The following is a 15,788-nucleotide window of genomic DNA, read 5'->3' on the forward strand; positions in this document are numbered from 1 at the left end:
TGCTTAAAGAAAATAAAAAAACCTTCAGTCTTATAAGTGCTGGTAACACTTGTAGGATTCAACAGATAATCATAGTATCTGAGGAACATAAGACCAAAGGCATTTAATAGTCTAACCATTATTTAAGGTTTCTATTCAATAATGCACTTTAGTTTGTATATTTTATTTAAGTTTAGGATTTAAAGGGGATTTTTCTGCATGTGTGTAGTGTGGCTTTATCTGTTTTGAGTTTAATATAGTATTTTAGGCTAGTGGGCTAGTTTTAATTTGTATATTTTTAAATTTGTGATATTTATACTCCTTAGATGTTAATTCAATCTAGGGAGTTTTTTTGTTGTCTATTTTTAGAGAGTTTATTTCTAAATTTGATAGCGTAGTATCATAGTGATTATGCAGTTTTCATAGCTAATATGAAAGTCTTGCTAGGACTTTAAATATATGGTTAGCTAAGCCAATGCAAAAAGTGAGCCTCTATACAGTTATGACATCTCCCTATTTGATGTTTGTATAGGAATGAGTGAGTTGACATCATTAAGGTCAGGATGGATATTCTAGGAGTTTTAAACTTGGGATGCAGGAAAGATTAGTTTGTTTGAATTAAATTTAGATAAGCTAGGCATTATGGATAGAATTGTAATGGTAATTTTCTGTGAGAAATCATAATAAGTAGGGTATGTGAAAAGTGAAGTGAGTGTGTACAGTTCTAACTTTACATAGTTATATTCTTTATATACAAGATTACTTTTATTTTCTTGTATATAAGGGAATAACTATGCTTTTAGCTCAGCTTATGTGCCAGTTCTATTAAGGTTTGGATATATGTTTAAATTTCTACTCAAAAGGTAAGTATAGTATGATAGAATAGTAATTAAAGAAATTGTGAAAGGAGTTGATTTTATTGAGAAGTACACTAAACTTTGAAGAGTTTTTTTCAGAGCAGACAAGTAAGAGGAGTTTTAATATTGTAGGACCTTGTAATATAGATAAACATTATATGGTTAATATAGATGAAAAATTAAAAAAGATTATAAGGTTAATACAAAATGATAGTTATTTTGTGATAAATAGACCAAGGCAGTTTGGGAAAACCACAACTCTAAATCAGTTAGTTAATATTTTAAAGTCACGCTATGAGGTTATAAATATTGATTTTCAGGTTTTAGGCTTTATAGATAATGATGAAAAAGACTTTTGCAGAAAGTTTATTAGTATGATGTCAAAAGAGCTTGGTTATAAACTAGAGAAGGCAACAAATATGTTAGAACTATCAAATGTTATCCAAACAATAACTAGTGAAAAATCTGTTATTTTAGTTATTGATGAAGTTGACAAGATATCTAATAATACAGTGTTTTTAGATTTTTTGAGTATGCTTAGATATTTATTTATTCAAAGAAGTGTAGGGAAATCAACTGCTTTTAAGTCTGTTATATTATCAGGTGTTTATGATATTAAAAATCTTAAATTAAAGTTTAAAAATGATTTAGAAACTAGGTATAATTCACCTTGGAATATAGCTGTGGATTTTAATATTAATATGGACTTTAAAACATCTGATATAGCTTGTATGTTAGGTGAATATGTTCATGATACAAATATAAAAATGAATATAAATGATATTGCAAAAGTAATTTATAAGTTTACAAATGGATATCCTTATTTAGTTAGTTTAATATGTAAAATAATAGATGAGTCAGATAAGTATGAATGGACAGTACATGGAGTAAATATGGCTATTAAAAATATTTTATTAGTCACAAATACTCTTTTTGATGATTTGTCTAAAAATATAAGTAACAATAAAGAGTTATATAAATTCTTTAGAGAGATTTTATTAGAAGATAAAAAAGTGCTTTTTAATTTTAATATACCAATTATAAATCTTGCAAGTATGTTTGGCTATATAAAACCTGATGGTAATGGGTATGTGACTATTAGTAATATAATGTTTTCAGAAGTTATTTTAAATCATATGGTTGAGAGAGTTGATACATCAGAGATAGATTTATTAAATGAGAAAAGTAAATATATAAGTGTAGATAATGAATTGTCTATGGATAAAGTTATAGAAGAGTTCCAACGATTTATGAAAAAATCATATGAAAGAGGTAATCATAAGTTTTTAGAGGATGATGGAAGACTTTTATTTTCAGCATTTATAACTCCTATTATAAATGGAACAGGATATTTTTATAGAGAAGCTAGAACGGGTGATATGAGAAGAATGGACTTAGTTGTTCAATATGGAAAAGATAGATTCATTATAGAACTTAAAAGGGATATAGGTTATAGTACAGAGAAGACCTTACAGCAAGTTCAAGATTATATGTTATTAGAAAATACTAATATAGGTTATATAATTACATTTACGTATGGGAAGAGAAGTGCTTTTATAGAACATAAAAAACAAGAAAAAGTTATAAAAGAATATTTTATTTAAAATAAAAGAGAAACTGTTTAGATTTTAAAATAATCTAAGCAGTTTTTTTATTTGTTAAATTTCATCTTATCTTATTTTAGTTTAAATAAAAGAATATGATGAAATTTTGAATATAATATTTTTGATTTCTATATAATATAAAAAGATATGTTGGAGTGAATCTATTGAATCGGTATAAAGTAAATTATAAAAATCTAATAAATAAGGTCAATGATAGTTTGAGAAAAGAGAGTAATAGGAGGGGACATCATGGCTGGAAATAAAAGAAGAAAACCTAGAAAGAAGTTAAATATGAAAAAGGGACTTTTACAGGCTGGGTGGATACCTTGTTTAGCTAAATTCTCTAATATGCCAGAGGTTAAGATAGAAATCTTTAAGTTTAGAAAATATTATAATAATATTTGTGAGGATATAGTTATTGAAACTATGAATATATTTACAGAGCTATGTGACAAAGTAAGGGAAAAGGGGATTTGTAACTATTATAAGGATGAAAGAGTTAAGGATGATATATATACGTATATTGATTTGATGTTAGTTGATGAAGAAATGAAGGGTGTAGATAAAAGGATTAGTAGGGAAAAAATGCTAATGAAAATATCAAATATATTATTAGGGGCAAAGGCTAATAATAATGGAAGAGTCCAAAATATGTCTTATATTATCTTTGATGAGATAGTAGAAAAACATATGGAAGAGTGTGTATCTGCTAAATATATGGTAGGGGAGTATCCAAACCTTGTAGTGCATGAGTTGATAAATATGTTATATAAAGAGTTTTTTATGAAATTAGAAAGGCTAGAACTTATGCTAAGTGAAATATTATTTGATGGGATGAAAGAGGTTAGTAGTAGTATTTTAGATAACAGAAAGATTTATGGGTCAATTAGTGATATGTATAAAGACATTGTAAGTTTGCTTGGAACAACAAAGAAAGAGAGGATATTAGAATATTTAAGAGCTAATGATACTATAGATGTAGTTTGTAATTCTATGGTTGATTATATAGATATTATAATGCCAACTTTAGAGAGGCTTAGGAAAGAAAATAAGGTTGAAAAGATAAGTAAGTATAAGGTGGAAAATGTATTTAGAGATAGAACATATAAAGAGTTAAACACACTTGCTACTGATAAAGGATATAAGCATAGTAGAACTACTGGTGATCATGGAATTTATAAAAATACAAATGGTGATTTGCTTATTATTCCACAGGGAAGAGTTATTGGAAAAGGGTTACAAAGAATTATAACTAAGCAGTTAAAGGTAGATTAAAGTTTTATTAGCAACATAGATAAAAATAAATTAGTATAAAAAAATTTTAATATATAGTATGAATTAAACTTAATATAAATTATAAAAATATTCTAACATATTAAAATTAATATGTTAGAATATTTTTTATAGAATAAGATAAAGACTAAACTTTAGGCGTTTTGCTTTTTATAAAAAAAACTTAGAAGGTAGAATTAAAAGATTATAGTTTTTTTGATTTATTTTGTAGATATATTATATTAAAAATGAGTAATAAGGATATTAATTAGCAATATAGAATTATTTAAACTAAAGTTTCTTAATAGATAAAAAATTTTACTAAAGAGTTATAGAGTAAAATATACTTATAAAAAGTATATTGGTTTACAAGGAGGAGTTTATGAGTAGAGAGTGTAAAGAATATGCCTTGCTTTTAGGTGAATTAATTAAATGTAGAACAGTTTATGATAAAGAAGATGATAGTGAATTTATTAGATTTAGAGAGAGGTTAAAGATGATGTTTACCTTAATTTATAAGAATGCTAAATTTGAGATATTTGGAGATGGAGCATTGCTTTATAAATTTGAGGGTGAAGATAATAAAAGAAGTATTTTACTTATGTCACACCATGATGCTGTAGCTGAAAATGGAGAGTGGTGTTATGAGCCTTTTGGTGGTGAAATAAAGGATGGAAAGCTTTTAGGAAGAGGAACAGTAGATACAAAGACTTCTTTTTTTGCAGAGCTTATGGCATTAGAGGAGCTTTTAGAAGAGGGATTTATACCAAAAGTAAATGTTTATATAGCATCTTCTAATAATGAGGAAGTTGGTGGAGAGGGCATAATTTTAATTAAAGATTATTTAGAGAAAGAAAATATAAATCTTGAACTTGTTATAGACGAAGGTGGTGCTATTATTGATCCACCTTTACCAGGGCTTTCACAAAAGTGTGCTATGATAGCTGTCCATGAAAAGGGAAGAACTATACTTGAGTGTACAGCTAGAGACAATGCAGGCCATGCTTCATTTAAATCAGAAGAAAGTACAGTAGTTAGAGTTGCTAGGTTTATTAATGAGGTATCAAACAATAATATATTTGAAAGGAAATTGTACAAGGAAGTTAGAGCTATGTTTAAAGAACTTAGTAGTTATATGAGTTTTAAGGAAAAGTTGATATTTTCAAATATAGATATATTCTTTCCTATAATAAAAAGAGTTTTACCAAAGATAAGTAAAGAGGGCGCAGAGATGCTTGGGACAAGTTGTAGTTTCACATCAATTAATGGTGGCTTTTTAGATGAAAGAAGAGCTAAGGAAACTACTGTTATAGCATTTTTAAGAGCTATTACAGAAGAGGATTTAAAAAGAGATATTGATAAGATTAAAACTGTAGCAGATAAGTCTGGCATAGAAGTGAAAATAAGAAGTAGTGAGATGCCAAAAGAGGCTGATTTAAATCACAAAAATTATGCTTATGTGAAGGATACTATAAGAAGTGTATTTGGTGATATTCCAATAGGTCCTTATATCCTTCCAGCGGGAACAGATGCGAGGCATCTTACAAGCTTATGCTCTTGTACATTAAGGTTTGCACCTATAATTTTATCAAAAGAGCAATTTAAATATGTGCATAATATTAATGAGAATATAGAGGTAGAAGTTATAGGACAAGCAGTGCAATTCTACAAAAATCTTATTATAAAATATAAGTAAAAATTTTTATACTAAATAATATTTATAGGAGTTAAAAAAATGAGTAAAATAGTTAATGTTTCAAAAAGAAATAATCCTATTATTAAAGCAGTTAGAGGAACTTTAGAACATAGAGCAGTTTGGCTTTACTTATTACTTAAAGAAGCAGAAAAGAAAGGAATACAGTGGGAAGATATAGGATATGAAGCAACTAAAAATTGTGGTCATATACAAGGAAAAGAATTAAGTGATTTAGCTAGGACACAAAGTTTTTTAGGTTTAAAGAAAAAGTTATTTACATTGCCAGCTAGAATGGTTTTTGAGATGAAGATTATAAAGGCTACTGATGATGAAAAATAGTGTACAGTGTACTTATAGGGATTATTATAATAAGATATTAATATGAAAAATAATAAATAATAAACATGAATTATAAGAACATTATAATATATTATAATGTTCTTTGTAGTAGTAAGGAAAGATTAGGATTTAGGGAGTTTAGTTTTTATAAATGATAGTATAGAGTTGTATTTACCATTCATATTAGAATAAACAAATCCAATCTCACCATAACCTCTTTTTGTATTATAATTAAATGATCTTTTAGCTAAAAGTGATAAATTTTTTTCATAGATATCTTTATCTTTAACATAAAGCATAATAGCTGGCATAGTACCTCTAATTGCTACAACTTGAAAAGATTTAAAATCAGTCCAGTTAATAAATTTTTCTTTTGTAAAAGGACCTCTAAAAAATATACCGTCATTTGTAAATTCATATTGATAGTTGTTTTTAAAGAATCTAAAAAGATGAATTAAAAGCAAAAAGATTAATACTGCACTTAATAAAAATATATATCCTAAAATATCTAAACTAAAGTAGCTATTCGTATAATTAGTATCTGAAACTAAGCATTTAAAGGCCAAGTATAGGAATGTAACAATGACAATTCCAAGTATAGATAAAAGATTTTTTAAAATATCTGATTTTTCACCAAATTTTATATTTTCCATAAGATCACCTCTAAAGATATTATTACATAAATAGATTAGTTTAAAGATGTCAATTATTTTACAGAGTACAGTGAGTGAGGTTTATATTATTAATAAGGTTCATCATTTTACAATATAATAATCAAGGGAGAATATTTTTAATTTGGTAAATATCAATTAAAATATGATTAAATAGATAGTTTATTTAACTGTGAGATATCTGCAAATATTCAAGTTAGTTTAGTATTAAGAATAAGATAAAAAGTGGGGGATAATATGATAAGTATAAGAGAAGTTTGCGAAAAAGATTGGGCTGACATGGCAAAGATTTATAAGCAAGGAATAGATAGTAAAAAAGCAACATTTCAAGAGGTTGTTCCAAGATATGAAGAATGGAATAGTAAATATGTAGATGGATGTAAAGCTCATAAGATACGCTCTCTTTATAGTTTTATTTCTATTATTATAAATGGGATATAATGCCATTTGGACTGCGAGGAGAATTAGAACTATATATTATAATAAAATATATAGTTGTTTAATCAATTATTTTTATTTATATGATTAATTTTAAGAATGTTATTATTGAACATATTAAGGGGAGCGATGATTTTAAAAAAATAATTATTATTATTTTTTTATTTCAATATAGTTGACAAATCAACTATATTGAAATAGACTTTAAATAAGTTGAAAAACAAACAAAAGATAAGAGGTAAAAGGAGAAAAATTAAATGAAAAAAGTATTATTCATAAATTCAACACCAAAATTAGTGGAGAATTCAAATACATTAAAAATGGCACATGAGTTTTTAAATTCATATAAAGAAGAAAATAAAGATGCACAGGTTACTACATTAAATCTTTATGAGGAAGATATTAAATTCTTAGATTTAGAAACTTTAAATAAAATGTTTGGACCAGAAAAAGAAGAGTTAACAATGATGAAGTATGCAAAACAATTTGCAGATGCAGATGTATATGTTATTGCAGCACCAATGTGGAATTTATCATTCCCAGCAATTCTTAAAGCATATTTTGATTATGTTAGTATAGCTGGTGTTACATTTAAATATACACCACAGGGAGCAGTTGGTCTTTTAAATGATAAAAAAGCTATATTTGTATCATCAAGAGGTGGGAAATATGATGAAGGAATGGGAGCGAACTTTGAAATGGGAGAGCGTTATGTAAGAGCAATTCTTGGATTCTTTGGAGTTTCAGAAATATCAACAATTTCAATGGAGCTTGCAAGTGTACTACAAGGTGAAGCTTTTGAAAATGCATTTAATATCTCACTTACAAAAGCTAAAGAACTTGGAAAAGTTTTATAATATAAAAAATTAAGAATTTGAAAAGTAAGGGATATTGACATATAAAGTCTTAGTTCATATAATTTAGTTAAAATAAATGAAAATGAGGTAATCATATGAGAAGAGTCAAAGAATGTACTGGTAAGTGGATATCAGTTTTACATAGACAGTTACATTGTTATTTAAATAAGGAACTAGAAGAAATAAATTTAACAACAGGGGACTATATTTATATAGCTTATCTTATAGAGAATGGTGATGGAATATCACAAGATTGCCTCGTTAAAAATCTTTATATAGACAAAGCAGCTGTAGCAAGAAGTGTAGCATCTTTAGAGAAAAAAGGTTTCTTAATTAGGACTGAAGATAGTGTTGATAAAAGAAAAAAAAGAGTTTTCTTAACTAAAGAGGGTAAGGCTTTGCATAAACCATTATTTAACATTTTAGATGAATGGGAAGAAAAGTTATCAGATGGAAAAGATCAAAAAAATATAAAAATTACAGTTGATACACTACAAGAAATGTCAAAAGATATATTAAAATAAAAAATATAAAGCTATTACAAAGTCTTTTAGTACTTTGTAATGGCTTTTTTTATATTAAAAATTTTATATACTAAATATATTGTATAATTCATACTTTATTTTTAATGTTATAGTGGTGATGGCATAGTTTGTAGATTATGAAGTTTATCTTTTTTAAGTAAATCAATATAGAATTTATTATAAAAAACTTCGCTATCTTTTGGAGTTCTACATTCATATTTAGCACCAAATTTTTCAAAGAAATCTTTAAGCATAGTAGGTGAATCACCTTCTATACTAGAAATTCCAGCCTGCGTACATAGTTTCATTAGCTTTTTAAAAATAGAGAAGAAAGAATATGTAAGTTTTAATGGGTGTGAGCATTTTTTATATCATAGGGGAAATAACATAGAAAATCCTGTTATGATTTTTTTGCATGGTGGACCAGGAAGTTCAGAACTTGTTTTTGCACATGCATTTCAAGAAAAGTGGGAAGAAGCTTTTACTGTAGTTCATTATGATCAAAGAGGTGCTGGAAAAACTTATCTTAAAAATAGGAACTTACAAAAACCGTAATTCAAAAACTTATTATCTGATTTAGAGTCAATTGTTGAGTATGTTAAAAGAGAATATAAACAACAAAAAGTTGTAATTTTTGGACATTCTTTTGGTTCATTACTTGGAAGTATATATGTTAAAAAATATCCTGAAAATGTTTTAGCTTATATAGGAACAGGACAGTTTATAAATTGTATGGAAAATGAAAGTGTTGGGATTAAAAAATTAAAAGAAGTTGTAAAAGAAAGTGGAAACAAAAAAGATTTAGTTAAATTAGATAACTTCGGCAATTTTCCATATGAAGGATTTTCAAAGAATATAGGAAAAGTTAGAAGACTTCAAGGCAAGTATAAGCTTTCAACAGGTGGAGTTAGAGAAATTAAATTAGCTTTTAAAAGTGGAATGTTTGGATTAAGTGGGATATATGCAATGATAAAAGGAATGAACGTAAATTCTGAGATCATAAAAGAGCTTATGAGCATTAGTCTAGATGAGGAAGGTTATGATTATGAAGTTCCAGTTTTTTATATATTAGGAGAAAATGACTGGCAAACACCATCTATTATAGCGAAAAAATATTTTGAGAATATTAAAGCACCATGTAAAAAACTTTATATGCTAGATTTTTAATATTATTTATTAATTTGTTATATTAATAGGCCAACAATCATAGCACTAAGCAAACTTACTACACAACTAGCAAACATACTTTTGAATCCGAGTTTAGCTAAAAGTCCTTTTTTGGGGAGCATAAGAACCTATTCCAACTATACATATAGCAATAGAAGAAAGGTTAGCAAATCTACATATTTACATTGATAACATCATACCAGTTCTGTAATCTAATGATGCTATAACTTCTCCAAATGCTGCAAAACTTACAAATTCATTTAAAGCTATTTTACTACCAAGTAATTCTGCTGCTAGAGTTATATTTTTAGGAGAAACTCCCATAAGCCAGCCAATAGGGTGAAATGCTATTGATAGTATAGTTCCTAAGATAATATATTGATAATATTCCAACTATAGCCATACAAGCTATAAGAACAGCTGATACATTGAGCACCACTACAAGCACCATTTGATATAGCACAAATTAAATTCTCATTTTCCTCTTTACCATCAGCCTTTATTTCATCTATCTCAGTAACTTTATCAACTTCTGGCATAAGGATTTTAGAAATTAAAATACTTCCAACAGGAACTAATGCACTTGAGGCAAGAAGTGCATTAGCTGGAATTCCATATGATTTAGAAGATAAGTTTTTAAATATTTATTAATAAATTGTAAAATAAAAAACTATTAAAACTATTTAAAACTTTGCTACGAATGAATATATGTAAGGCAAAAAAGTTTAATTTAAAAATACTAGATGAAAAAACAGTCAACTTTTTATAAATTTAAAAGCTTTATAAATTTTATATGATTTAATTAAAACAAAGACATAGGAGGTGAGGACAGATAGATGAGATTAGGTTAATAAAAAGTATTGTGAAAAAAGGAGATAAAGTTGCTGCAAATAAACTTATAGCTACTTATTACAAAGATATTTACAGATATGTTTACAGGCAGAACCAATGCAAGGAAACTTCAAAGGATTTAACACAGGATATTTTTATAAGTATGCTTAAATCAATACATAGTTATGATGAGAATAAAAGTTCTTTTAAGACTTGGATATATAAGATTGCGAGTAATAAAATTATTGATTTTTATAGGTCTAAGTACTATAAGTATAAAACTATAGTTGATGAAATTGAGGATTGTAAACTTTATTCAGATGTAGATATTGAAAAAAGTTTTTTATTAAAGGAAGATGCAAAGGAAATAATGGATATTTTAAATACTATGGAATCTGGGGTACAGGAGATATTTAGACTTAAAGTTTTTGCTGATATATCTTTTAGGGAAATTGCTATTCTTATAGGTCTGTCTGAATCTACAGTAAAAACAAGGTATTATTCAACTATCAAAAAAATCAAGATAGTTGTAGAAAGGAGAAATGATGGGAAATAATGATATAGAAGACTTTGATTTTTTAGATAATGATTTTGAAGTTCCTGATATAGATTTTTCAGAAATAGAAAAAATCACAGAGGTATCAGTAAAGAAAAAGCTAGGTTTTATAAAAAGTACTACAACTATATTTAAAGAGATAGGAGTAAAAAATATTTTTCATGATAAAGTAGAATTGTTTTTTATGGGGCTTGTAGGAACTTTCTCTATAGTATTTTCATTAATTCTAATTTTTAATAATGCAAATTTAGAATATGTATATAGCCCTATATTTTTAATTTCGCCTATATTTTATGTGGTTTTAACTCTTTTTTCATTTTTTAATGCAAAAGAAAAAGGTGCTGTAGATATAGAACTTACATGTAAGTACAACATACATAGTTTAATAGCTATTAGAATGTTTATCTTTAGTATTGTAGCAGCAATAATAAATACTATTTCACTAATATTTATGTACTTTGCTAATAAAGATATTTTATTAGTAAAGGTAATAGCTACATCAATTACATCATTATTTTTATTTTCTGCAATTTTGCTTGTTGTAATTTCAAGAGTGAAAAAAAGACATACAAAAACAGTAGTGATTTTAGTCTGGATAGGAGTAAATATTATTTTAAATACATTTATGCTCAAGGAGTATAATGAGTTTCTTTTTAAGATGCCAATATACTTTCATGTGATAATTACAGGAGCTAGTTTAGTTGTTTATATAAAATCATTAAAAAAATATATGGGTTTAAGAGGAAAAAAAAATTAGGGGGAGATTTGATGTTAGTAGTAAAAAATGTTCAAAAAGATTATGGGAAGTTTATAGCATTAGATAATATAAATTTAGAATTTGATACAGGGGTATATGCTCTTTTAGCACCTAATGGGGCTGGTAAAACAACACTTATAAAAATGTTAACTACATTGATATATCCAAGCAAGGGCGAGATTTTATATGATGGGACAAATATAAGTGACCTAGATGATAGCTACAGAGATATTATAGGATATTTGCCACAGGAGTTTGGATATTATAGGAATTATAGCCCTAATAAATTTTTATTATATATAGCAGCTTTAAAAGGGATAGAGGAAAAGTTGGCTAAAGAGAAAATTAAAGAACTTTTAAAAATGGTAGCTCTAGAAGATGTTGCAGATAAAAAAATGAAGCAGTTCTCAGGTGGAATGATACAAAGGGTTGGAATAGCACAGGCACTTTTAAATAATCCTAAAATTTTAATATTAGATGAGCCAACAGCAGGACTTGATCCAAAAGAGCGTGCAAGGTTTAGAAATCTTTTAAGTGATTTAAGTAGAGATAAAATAGTTGTAATTTCAACACATATAGTTTCAGATATTGAATTTATAGCAAATGAGATAATTATGATAAAAGATAAAAATGTTTTATATAAAGATGAAATGGATGTTTTATGTCAGCTTATAGAAGGTAAGGTTTTTGAAATGACTATGAGCTTTAATGAGAGTAGAGAGTTTAGAAAAAATCATCTTATATTATCTGAAAAGCAAGAGGGGAAAAATATTAAATTAAGATTTATCGCAGAGAAAGATATAAAAGAAGAGTTTATAAAAGTAACACCAAGCCTTGAAGATTTATTTTTATATGAATATCGAGAGGGTGAATTATAGAGTATGGGATATGGGGTATGGGGTAAAAAGAGAAGAGGCTAAAAAGGTATTAGCCTCAAAGGTTATATGGATTTTTATAACTATATGTATAGGGCTTAATATATTTTTAATAGCAACAAGTAATTATTTTCCCGAGGCAGAAAATGAAGTTGTTAAAGTAGAAAAAGAGTTTGGCTATATTATAGATGATAAATTTATAAAAAATATAGAAATCGAGGGAGAAAAAAATTTACAACAGATTAATAAGATATTAGATAAAAAGGATGAAGAAGCTTTTAGTTCTATAGATGAATTTTTAGCAGATAAGAAGGTAAAAAATCTTGTAGGATATAATGATATGCTTAGCACAAACGATTATGAATTTATAGTATCTAACTTTTATATGGGAACATATAAGAATTTAGCTATAGAACTTGATAAAGCTTACAGTAATACAGATAGTGATGAACTAGCAAATAATATAGTTGATTTATACAGTTTAACAGGAAAAGTAGAAGAGTTAGTTTAGATTAACACCAACACTTATAAGTGTACTTGCAATCTTTAGTTATAAAAGGTATAGAAAAGAGGATTTAATTTAGGGGGATTATAATGAATTTAATAAAGTTTGAAGTGAAAAAATTATTCACTATAAAGACAATAGGACTTGCAGGGATAGTAGCATTAATTATATATTCATTTACAATGCAACATAACATTGAATTTTTTACAAATGGGAGTATTGAAGGGTCATATTATACAGTAGCAAATAAAATACTTATGGATTATGGTCCATATATGGATAAAAATGAATTTGAAGATTTTAAAAAAGAAACTAAAACCTATGAAGAAAATGCACAAATGCTTATAAAAAATAATAAAGATTTGAAAGAATATGGAGTTACAAACCTTGAAGAGTTTGAAAGATTTCGTGAAGAATCAGATTTTTTAGATGAAAAAATTAGCGATTTAATTATGGAAATTGCATTTGATGAAAAGAAGTTGCTTTATGATGCTAGAAATCTTGTAATAGAAAATTATAATAAAAGTACAGATGAAAATGAAATTATAGCAGAGTATATGGATATATCAAAAAAAGATTTAGAAAGAATTAAAGAATTTAGAAGTAGAGAAGATAGTAAAGCACCTATACCATACTTTTTTCTAAGAAATACAGAAAGTCTTGCAATAGGGATGTTTGGAATAATAGCATTTACAGTATTTTTGTTAATATCACCGATATTTATAAGGGATAGAAGTAATAAAGTTAATCAGCTTCAACATGGTGCAAAGATAGGTAGAAAGATATTTAAAAGTAAACTTATAGCAGGATTTGTAGGGGCTGGAATAATTGTAACTTTAGAACTTTTGATATTAGGTGGATTATTATCAACAACGGGAGCTTTTAAATTTTGGGATTGTTCTGTAAACTCAGAACTCATGGGAGGATATATAAGAGCTGTTGATTTAACTATTGGAGAGTATATTATTGTAATAGGAATCTTTGGTTATATAGTAGCTTTTGCAGTGGTAGGAATATCAATGTTTATAAGTACAAAAGCTAACACATATATAGCACTTGTTATGTGTAATATTATAGCGGTAGGAAGTATATTTATGTTATCTTTCTTTGGAGTAGATTTATTTGCAAGCACTATGGAGAGTAAATACTATCAAATAGGATGTTGGATAATAATTACTATAATAGGGATTATAGCTAGTATATATATATTGAAAAATCAAAGAAAACTAGATATAGATTAATTCAATTAATAATAGAAAGTTAGTATAATAATATCTTAGTATATATTATACTAATTTTTTTGTTTGAAGAGGATAGATATTAGAGTGATACTTTTTTAGCGTAGTATTACAGATTTGTAATAAATGAAAAGTAGCTTAGTTTTTAAGTTATACTTAGAGTATAGATAAGAAAGAGGGGGATAAATATTATGAAGAAAAAAATGATGATATTAACATGTCTAGGTGGTTTATTAATAGTAGGAGGAGGATTACACTTTTTAGCCTCTTTATCAGGAACACGATTTACTGGGAATATAGATTTTGATAAAACAGATAATACTAAGATAGAAATAGTTTTAGATGGTAGTAAAATTGATAATAAAGCTGAAGCTACAATTAACGGGTATATAAAATCAGGAAGTTTTGAAGTAGAACTTATAGATAGTAAAAAAACAGTATTACTTGAAAAAACTATAAGTGATGCTGGAAATTTTGAAGATGAATTTAAATTTACAAAAGCAGAGGGAGATATTACCTTAATAATTTATCCTAAATCAGTAGAAGGAAAAGTGAATTATGTTATTAAATAAGGAAAAGTTAGTATGAAAATATTTTAGTATATTTTATACTAACTTTTTCTTTTTTGGGGAATAATAAGAGAATAAAGGAAATTTAAAAAGAGTAGCGAATTATATAGTATAAGATTTATAGAAGGAGTGGGAAATTAGTATTAAAAACTACTAAAATATCAGTAGCAAAAAAGAAAGAGAATATTAGTTCAAAAGAGTTAGTTTTAAAAGAGATTAGTAGTATTAAAAAATATAATGGAAATTTGACAATAGTTAGAGGGGAGAATACAAGTTTTATAATACCACGTGAATTTCAAGATATTATAAATCTTGAAATTAGGTTAAGAGAGCTTACAAAAATAGATAGTAATAGGTAAATAAAGTAAGCATTATTTTATTTATATAAATAAGGGAGTATAATTAATGTAATAAAGAAATTTACTTATAGAGTAGAGGAGAGTAAAGAAATGAAAAAATGTATGTGCTGTGAAAAAGAATTAGAAAAAGACTATATAGCAAATGGAGTTGGAGATTTTTGCTCTCAAGAGCATTTTGAGAAATATTTAGCATCATTATCAGATGCAGAGTATGTTAAGGTTCAACATTCTTTTTGTGCTTGTAATCAAGAGTAAAAAGGAATAAAATTTAAAAGAAAAAATATAAAAGTGAAAAAGGCGGAGTATAAAAAATGATGATAACAATATTAACACCAGATGAATTAAGAAAATATGATGGAAAGATATTAAATAAAGAGGATTTTAAAATAGTATGTGCTTGTGAGACAGTTAAACTATATGAAATGAATGTACCGGTAGTTAAGACTGAGGATGGAATAGCATTAGATATATTCTACGTTAAGTTAGAGGATAATACATATATAACTGTATCAAGAGATTCAAGAGATTATTATGATAGTGGGGAAGATGAGTTTGGTGTTATAATATAAAATCAAATAGAATTTATAAAATGGGGTTGTATTTTAAAAGATTGTCACCTATAATATATAGTGGATTATAAACCTTTTTTAGTACAGAATTTATTCGGACATACTTTCCTTATACTCTATAGGTG

Annotated in this window: 21 protein-coding genes and 1 pseudogene; 18 read left to right on the forward strand and 4 right to left on the reverse strand. The window is 26.6% G+C overall.

Annotated elements, in window-relative coordinates; all coding sequences use genetic code 11:
• Nucleotides 1-898: 898 nt before the first annotated feature.
• The 4 genes from Q0V24_RS12975 to Q0V24_RS12990 all read left to right on the forward strand — a co-directional run bounded on the left by Q0V24_RS12975 (nt 899) and on the right by Q0V24_RS12990 (nt 5,747).
• Nucleotides 899-2,440 (forward strand): AAA family ATPase, encoded by a 1,542-nt coding sequence (locus Q0V24_RS12975; protein ID WP_297522173.1) that lies wholly within the window; start codon nt 899-901, stop codon nt 2,438-2,440.
• A 249-nt stretch (nt 2,441-2,689) separates the two neighbouring features.
• A complete protein-coding gene (locus Q0V24_RS12980) occupies nt 2,690-3,715 on the forward strand; it encodes a hypothetical protein (RefSeq protein ID WP_297522175.1) in 1,026 nt (341 codons plus the stop codon).
• Nucleotides 3,716-4,094: 379 nt separating this feature from the next.
• Nucleotides 4,095-5,408, forward strand: coding sequence for a M20/M25/M40 family metallo-hydrolase (locus tag Q0V24_RS12985; protein WP_297522177.1), 1,314 nt, complete (start codon nt 4,095-4,097; stop codon nt 5,406-5,408).
• A 39-nt stretch (nt 5,409-5,447) separates the two neighbouring features.
• Nucleotides 5,448-5,747, forward strand: a complete 300-nt coding sequence (locus Q0V24_RS12990) for a hypothetical protein (protein WP_297522179.1) — start codon at nt 5,448-5,450, stop codon at nt 5,745-5,747.
• 122 nt (nt 5,748-5,869) lie between these two features.
• Here Q0V24_RS12990 and Q0V24_RS12995 read toward each other — a convergent pair whose 3' ends face one another.
• The gene (locus Q0V24_RS12995; protein ID WP_297522181.1) at nt 5,870-6,400 is read right to left on the reverse strand and encodes an STM3941 family protein; all 531 of its coding nucleotides are present in this window, start codon (nt 6,398-6,400) and stop codon (nt 5,870-5,872) included.
• A 255-nt stretch (nt 6,401-6,655) separates the two neighbouring features.
• Between Q0V24_RS12995 and Q0V24_RS13000 the strand changes: the two genes are divergently transcribed.
• The 3 genes from Q0V24_RS13000 to Q0V24_RS13010 all read left to right on the forward strand — a co-directional run bounded on the left by Q0V24_RS13000 (nt 6,656) and on the right by Q0V24_RS13010 (nt 8,237).
• Complete coding sequence (locus Q0V24_RS13000) at nt 6,656-6,859, forward strand: hypothetical protein (protein ID WP_297522183.1); 204 nt, start codon at nt 6,656-6,658, stop codon at nt 6,857-6,859.
• Between the two features lie 254 nt (nt 6,860-7,113).
• Nucleotides 7,114-7,713 carry an NAD(P)H-dependent oxidoreductase gene (locus Q0V24_RS13005; RefSeq protein WP_297522185.1) on the forward strand — a complete coding sequence of 200 codons (600 nt, stop codon included), beginning with the start codon at nt 7,114-7,116 and terminating at the stop codon, nt 7,711-7,713.
• Nucleotides 7,714-7,808: 95 nt separating this feature from the next.
• Nucleotides 7,809-8,237, forward strand: a complete 429-nt coding sequence (locus Q0V24_RS13010) for a MarR family transcriptional regulator (RefSeq protein WP_297522187.1) — start codon at nt 7,809-7,811, stop codon at nt 8,235-8,237.
• A gap of 107 nt (nt 8,238-8,344) precedes the next feature.
• Here Q0V24_RS13010 and Q0V24_RS13015 read toward each other — a convergent pair whose 3' ends face one another.
• On the reverse strand, nt 8,345-8,545 hold the full coding sequence (locus tag Q0V24_RS13015) for a hypothetical protein (RefSeq protein ID WP_297522189.1): 201 nt from the start codon (nt 8,543-8,545) through the stop codon (nt 8,345-8,347).
• Between the two features lie 94 nt (nt 8,546-8,639).
• Between Q0V24_RS13015 and Q0V24_RS13020 the strand changes: the two genes are divergently transcribed.
• The 3 genes and pseudogenes from Q0V24_RS13020 (at nt 8,640) to Q0V24_RS13025 (ending at nt 9,404) form a co-directional block, all read left to right on the forward strand.
• Complete coding sequence (locus Q0V24_RS13020; RefSeq protein ID WP_297522191.1) at nt 8,640-8,792, forward strand: hypothetical protein; 153 nt, start codon at nt 8,640-8,642, stop codon at nt 8,790-8,792.
• Between the two features lie 12 nt (nt 8,793-8,804).
• Nucleotides 8,805-8,966: pseudogene (locus Q0V24_RS17120) on the forward strand (alpha/beta fold hydrolase); the annotation flags it as partial.
• A gap of 3 nt (nt 8,967-8,969) precedes the next feature.
• Nucleotides 8,970-9,404: a hypothetical protein gene (locus tag Q0V24_RS13025; protein ID WP_297522193.1), complete on the forward strand. Its 435-nt coding sequence runs from the start codon at nt 8,970-8,972 to the stop codon at nt 9,402-9,404.
• A 180-nt stretch (nt 9,405-9,584) separates the two neighbouring features.
• Here the strand turns inward: Q0V24_RS13025 and Q0V24_RS13030 are convergent, their stop codons facing one another.
• Together Q0V24_RS13030 and Q0V24_RS13035 are read right to left on the reverse strand one after the other, a co-directional pair.
• Nucleotides 9,585-9,797: a nucleoside transporter C-terminal domain-containing protein gene (locus tag Q0V24_RS13030; protein WP_297522195.1), complete on the reverse strand. Its 213-nt coding sequence runs from the start codon at nt 9,795-9,797 to the stop codon at nt 9,585-9,587.
• Nucleotides 9,770-9,943: a hypothetical protein gene (locus Q0V24_RS13035; RefSeq protein WP_297522197.1), complete on the reverse strand. Its 174-nt coding sequence runs from the start codon at nt 9,941-9,943 to the stop codon at nt 9,770-9,772. Before Q0V24_RS13035 ends, Q0V24_RS13030 begins: the two co-directional genes overlap by 28 nt.
• Nucleotides 9,944-10,266: 323 nt before the next feature.
• Between Q0V24_RS13035 and Q0V24_RS13040 the strand changes: the two genes are divergently transcribed.
• The 8 genes from Q0V24_RS13040 (at nt 10,267) to Q0V24_RS13075 (ending at nt 15,663) form a co-directional block, all read left to right on the forward strand.
• Nucleotides 10,267-10,791, forward strand: a complete 525-nt coding sequence (locus tag Q0V24_RS13040; RefSeq protein ID WP_297522199.1) for an RNA polymerase sigma factor — start codon at nt 10,267-10,269, stop codon at nt 10,789-10,791.
• A complete protein-coding gene (locus tag Q0V24_RS13045) occupies nt 10,781-11,548 on the forward strand; it encodes a hypothetical protein (protein WP_297522200.1) in 768 nt (255 codons plus the stop codon). The genes Q0V24_RS13040 and Q0V24_RS13045 overlap by 11 nt, the downstream gene beginning before the upstream one ends.
• Nucleotides 11,549-11,559: 11 nt before the next feature.
• A complete protein-coding gene (locus tag Q0V24_RS13050) occupies nt 11,560-12,426 on the forward strand; it encodes an ABC transporter ATP-binding protein (RefSeq protein WP_297522202.1) in 867 nt (288 codons plus the stop codon).
• A complete protein-coding gene (locus Q0V24_RS13055; protein WP_297522204.1) occupies nt 12,416-12,934 on the forward strand; it encodes a hypothetical protein in 519 nt (172 codons plus the stop codon). The genes Q0V24_RS13050 and Q0V24_RS13055 overlap by 11 nt, the downstream gene beginning before the upstream one ends.
• An 83-nt stretch (nt 12,935-13,017) precedes the next feature.
• Entirely contained in the window at nt 13,018-14,169 is a 1,152-nt protein-coding gene (locus Q0V24_RS13060; protein WP_297522206.1) for a hypothetical protein, read from the forward strand.
• A 188-nt stretch (nt 14,170-14,357) separates the two neighbouring features.
• Entirely contained in the window at nt 14,358-14,738 is a 381-nt protein-coding gene (locus Q0V24_RS13065) for a hypothetical protein (protein ID WP_297522208.1), read from the forward strand.
• Nucleotides 14,739-15,184: 446 nt separating this feature from the next.
• Nucleotides 15,185-15,349 carry a hypothetical protein gene (locus tag Q0V24_RS13070; RefSeq protein WP_297522210.1) on the forward strand — a complete coding sequence of 55 codons (165 nt, stop codon included), beginning with the start codon at nt 15,185-15,187 and terminating at the stop codon, nt 15,347-15,349.
• Nucleotides 15,350-15,405: 56 nt separating this feature from the next.
• A complete protein-coding gene (locus Q0V24_RS13075; RefSeq protein WP_297522212.1) occupies nt 15,406-15,663 on the forward strand; it encodes a hypothetical protein in 258 nt (85 codons plus the stop codon).
• Nucleotides 15,664-15,788: the final 125 nt, after the last annotated feature.

This window comes from uncultured Clostridium sp. (assembly GCF_947039605.1).
Taxonomy (GTDB): domain Bacteria; phylum Bacillota; class Clostridia; order Clostridiales; family Clostridiaceae; genus Sarcina.

Excerpts from the sequence above, each read along its gene's own strand:
- Q0V24_RS12980 (WP_297522175.1), top strand. The coding sequence starts at position 2,690 with ATGGCTGGAAATAAAAGAAGAAAACCTAGAAAGAAGTTAAATATGAAA.
- Q0V24_RS12985 (WP_297522177.1), top strand. The coding sequence starts at position 4,095 with ATGAGTAGAGAGTGTAAAGAATATGCCTTGCTTTTAGGTGAATTAATT.
- Q0V24_RS12990 (WP_297522179.1), top strand. The coding sequence starts at position 5,448 with ATGAGTAAAATAGTTAATGTTTCAAAAAGAAATAATCCTATTATTAAA.
- Q0V24_RS12995 (WP_297522181.1), bottom strand. The coding sequence starts at position 6,400 with ATGGAAAATATAAAATTTGGTGAAAAATCAGATATTTTAAAAAATCTT.
- Q0V24_RS13000 (WP_297522183.1), top strand. The coding sequence starts at position 6,656 with ATGATAAGTATAAGAGAAGTTTGCGAAAAAGATTGGGCTGACATGGCA.
- Q0V24_RS13005 (WP_297522185.1), top strand. The coding sequence starts at position 7,114 with ATGAAAAAAGTATTATTCATAAATTCAACACCAAAATTAGTGGAGAAT.
- Q0V24_RS13010 (WP_297522187.1), top strand. The coding sequence starts at position 7,809 with ATGAGAAGAGTCAAAGAATGTACTGGTAAGTGGATATCAGTTTTACAT.
- Q0V24_RS13015 (WP_297522189.1), bottom strand. The coding sequence starts at position 8,545 with ATGAAACTATGTACGCAGGCTGGAATTTCTAGTATAGAAGGTGATTCA.
- Q0V24_RS13020 (WP_297522191.1), top strand. The coding sequence starts at position 8,640 with ATGATTTTTTTGCATGGTGGACCAGGAAGTTCAGAACTTGTTTTTGCA.
- Q0V24_RS13025 (WP_297522193.1), top strand. The coding sequence starts at position 8,970 with ATGGAAAATGAAAGTGTTGGGATTAAAAAATTAAAAGAAGTTGTAAAA.
- Q0V24_RS13035 (WP_297522197.1), bottom strand. The coding sequence starts at position 9,943 with ATGCCAGAAGTTGATAAAGTTACTGAGATAGATGAAATAAAGGCTGAT.
- Q0V24_RS13045 (WP_297522200.1), top strand. The coding sequence starts at position 10,781 with ATGGGAAATAATGATATAGAAGACTTTGATTTTTTAGATAATGATTTT.
- Q0V24_RS13050 (WP_297522202.1), top strand. The coding sequence starts at position 11,560 with ATGTTAGTAGTAAAAAATGTTCAAAAAGATTATGGGAAGTTTATAGCA.
- Q0V24_RS13060 (WP_297522206.1), top strand. The coding sequence starts at position 13,018 with ATGAATTTAATAAAGTTTGAAGTGAAAAAATTATTCACTATAAAGACA.
- Q0V24_RS13065 (WP_297522208.1), top strand. The coding sequence starts at position 14,358 with ATGAAGAAAAAAATGATGATATTAACATGTCTAGGTGGTTTATTAATA.
- Q0V24_RS13070 (WP_297522210.1), top strand. The coding sequence starts at position 15,185 with ATGAAAAAATGTATGTGCTGTGAAAAAGAATTAGAAAAAGACTATATA.
- Q0V24_RS13075 (WP_297522212.1), top strand. The coding sequence starts at position 15,406 with ATGATGATAACAATATTAACACCAGATGAATTAAGAAAATATGATGGA.